This is a genomic window from Camelimonas fluminis (assembly GCF_014656355.1).
Classification (GTDB): Bacteria; Pseudomonadota; Alphaproteobacteria; order Rhizobiales; family Beijerinckiaceae; genus Camelimonas; species Camelimonas fluminis.
Genome location: NZ_BNCG01000066.1, coordinates 3,406 through 6,679, shown reverse-complemented (window position 1 = coordinate 6,679; position 3,274 = coordinate 3,406). Strand labels below are relative to the sequence as shown.

2 protein-coding genes and 3 pseudogenes are annotated in these 3,274 nt (G+C 59.7%); 2 read left to right on the top strand and 3 right to left on the bottom strand.

The annotated features are described in order from the left end of the window. Positions 1–94: 94 nt before the first annotated feature. On the bottom strand, positions 95–571 hold the full coding sequence (locus IE243_RS21420) for a Ros/MucR family transcriptional regulator (protein WP_191321341.1): 477 nt from the start codon (positions 569–571) through the stop codon (positions 95–97). A gap of 838 nt (positions 572–1,409) precedes the next feature. On the opposite strand from IE243_RS21420, the pseudogene IE243_RS21415 reads away from it, so the two are divergent. After that, positions 1,410–1,736 (top strand): annotated as a pseudogene (locus IE243_RS21415) (IS21 family transposase); the annotation flags it as partial. A 119-nt stretch (positions 1,737–1,855) separates the two neighbouring features. Here the strand turns inward: IE243_RS21415 and IE243_RS23265 are convergent. Further along, entirely contained in the window at positions 1,856–2,278 is a 423-nt protein-coding gene (locus IE243_RS23265; RefSeq protein WP_191321340.1) for a hypothetical protein, read from the bottom strand. Between the two features lie 247 nt (positions 2,279–2,525). Here IE243_RS23265 and IE243_RS21405 point away from each other — a divergent pair. Then, a pseudogene (locus tag IE243_RS21405) lies at positions 2,526–2,891 on the top strand (transposase); the annotation flags it as partial. Between the two features lie 47 nt (positions 2,892–2,938). Here IE243_RS21405 and IE243_RS21400 read toward each other — a convergent pair. Beyond that, a pseudogene (locus IE243_RS21400) lies at positions 2,939–3,274 on the bottom strand (IS21 family transposase); the annotation flags it as partial.

Sequence of the window (3,274 nt, the reverse complement as noted above, 5' to 3'; positions counted from 1 at the left end):
GGGGCGGCGGCCCTCCGGCTCTCTTCGGCACTTGTGGGGTGCGTTCGCCTCCGGGCCGGGATGGCGGCAGCCGGGGAGAGAACAGTCAGCCGATCTACCCAGCACGAACGGAGTGGTGTTCGCGTCGCGCAAGCGTCGTTGCGTTCACGACCTTAACTTCCAAATCTGGCGATGGGAGTGTGTGTCTCGCGCTGCCTGCGACCCCGAGGTGCATTCTCTTTGCGTACGCGGAACGATAAGCGGAATAGTTCGGGGCAACCATCGGGTAATCGGATGGCAGATCCCACTTCGCCTTGTAGTCCTCGGGCGTCATGCCATAGGCCGTGCGCAAATGGCGTTTCAGTGACTTGAACCGCTTTCCGTCTTCCAGACAGATGAGGAAATCAGGCGTAACGGATATCCGGATGGGAACAGCAGGCCGTAGTGGAGCTGCCGGAGTCTTTTCTTCCGGTGTCGCCTCCAAGTCGGCCAAGGCTCCGTGTATTGCGCCAATCAGTTCTGCGACTGTGTTTGGGCTCACGTGATTATTGGCAACGTAAGCTAACACGATATCGGCGGTCAGTTTAATCATTGGCCCACCTCCCCATCGCCAGAGCTATCGAACTCCATTGAATGGCCTAGTTTTACACCCAAAAGGGGTAGGTGCAAGAGCTCGCGCAGCGCGTCGGCGGCCCACGTCTCTAACCTCGCTCGAAATCACGGAGCCAGCCGTTGACGCGGAGCAGTCGGCACTCTTCCACGTCAAAGGCCGAAAATCGTTGCGATAGATCGGTGTCTGGCCTGACATACAGCTCCAGGTCCCCGCCATCGCAATAGGCCGATACCGGTTGGGTGTAGCCGGCGGCCATTGCCTCGGCGGAGGGTGCGGGGAACAGTGGTTGTTGTCATCGCTCAGAATCCCATCACGGCGCGGATCTGCTGGCCCCAATCGTCGCCGATATAGACGCCAATTTCGGATGACCAGGCCCCCCAAGTTGTCTGATATCGGCCGTTGGTTCCGTCCCACGCCGTCAACGCAGGATTTGATATTGAATTTGAATCAAACCCATTCACGCGTCGATTTCCATAGCCACCCCCGGTGCCGAAGTCCTACATCCGAGGCTGCCGACGTTGCAATAGATCAAATTGAAGCCTGAGTTTTTCCATGCGGCGAGCGGTCGAGGCTGGATCCAGATATCAGCGCACGCCTGTCGGGACTGCCCGTAGCTGTCCGAGACGCTGATGCACGGGATCGGGTGCCGGCACCCCACTGGCCCAGGCCAGTGTAGCGCTGGAGATAGTTGTTCTCCGTGGGCGTGGACGAATAGCAGTCGTAACCGTAGCCTCCATAACCACCTGCGGCCCTGAACTGGACTGCAAGCCACCCACCGCTGTAAAGATCACCCCGGTGGCTCTTGTACCAGACGTCAATCATCCATTCCCTGCGCCAGAAGCCGATGGCGCTTCGCGGGCTCGTCTATCGCGACAAGCTCTTCCCGCGTCAGGAATATCGCAGGGCCTTTGAGGCCCTCATCAAGCATCTTCCCGACAGGCAGGCCTGCAAGATCGCCGTCGAGTTGCTGGCGCTGGCCCATGATCGCGGCTGCGAGCGTGAACTGGCCGAGGAGTTTGCCAGAATGCTCGATGCCGGCGGCTTGCCTGATCTTGCCGCCCTGCGAACACTCTTCGCTCCGGACCCGGCCCGGTTGCCGACCGTTCATGTGCAGTTGGCATCGCTCAGCGGCTATGAAGCCCTGCCCAGCCCAAGCAGGCACTGGACAAGCCGGATCTGGCGCAGCGGGAGACCGTGGCCCAAAAGCAAGCACAGGCCGAACCTCCCAGCCGGTGTCAAAAAATCTAGCCGTGGAGAGGGTTGCTACGGGGCGGGTTTATCCTTCAGCTCACCGAGCTTGCGCGCGAAATCTTCGGCGTAGGCCTCGTACATCTGCGGCATGCATTCTGTCGGGGCGGTTGCCCTCATCTGCTGATATATATCGTCAACCCACTCTCGCAGGGCGAGGTCCCTTTTGACCGTGTGCACGTTCAAGGCGGCTTTTAATCTGTCGAGGGGAGCATTTGTGCCACCCTCCAAGGGGTTGCGGCAGTTGTCGGCGTGAATGCGCATACCGTTCAGGTACACGACAGCGGCCAGGGTGGTCGCTTGTAGCCCATCCGGGGCCGCTGCAAAGGCGGCCGATCCAGCTGCCGTCGCGAAGGTCATGCCGAACAGCCGCATCCAACGCTTGATGCAAGGACGGGTGTGGGGAGGGATTGTCGCGCTGGCGGGGGATTTTGTCATGAACGGGACAGCCAGATAAAAAAGTCAATTTTACAGCTGTATCACGTGCAAAATTATTAGCTAGGCTGAGCTGATGCACACGCCCACCAGGAGGGCCCGGCTAACCTCCTCTATCATCATCAGAGACCGTATATTCGTTGTCCGTGGGGTGGCTCGTCCGCAGTATGCGGTGAGCGAGGATTGAGGAGGCACCGGACATTCGGACAGTTGGTTAAGATAGGTTCGCCCTTGTTGAAGGACGGACATTATGAGTGGGAAGCGGAAGCGGTATTCGGCTGATTTCAAGGCCAAGATTTCGTTGGAGGCGTTGAAGAGGGAACTGACCCTATCGGAGTTGGCGACGAAGCACGGCGTCCACCAGACGATGATCGCGGCTTGGTGCAAACAGGCCATTGAGGGGCTGGCCGGGGGTATTCTCGGGCAAGACCGAGGCCGCCGAAAGCGCCCGCGAGGGCGAGATTGACAAGCTGCACGCGACGATCGGCCAATTGGTCGTGGAGCGGGATTTTTTAGCCAAGGCCTTCGGTCGCTGAGCCTGGACCGGAGGCGGCAGCAGGCCATCTATCCCGACCGGCGGTCAGCCGCGCTTTCGCCAGCCTATGACCTTGTGTCGACCGTTCTCTATATGAAGGGCGAGGAAACGGCTGCACTCAACTCGACGCCCTTGTCATTCCCCTTGCCGGGGCGCCCAAACTTGTCCTCAAACAGACAGTGGCTCTGCAAACCGGCGAACATCCTGCTGCGCTCGCGCTTGCCGTCACCCAGGATCCGCGCAACCGCCAGCCGGGTGTTGTCGTAAAGTATTGAGCGCGGGATCCCGCCGAAGAATGCGAAGCCGGCCACATGGCCATCGCAGAACGCCTCTGCAACCTCGGCAGCGTAAGCCTTTACAAACGGGGCATCGCTGTGCGGCAGGTCCATGCAGAAGTAATGAAACCGGACGCGCTTGCCGCCGATGATCACGTCTGCCTCGCCAAAATCAACCTGCGTATGCTC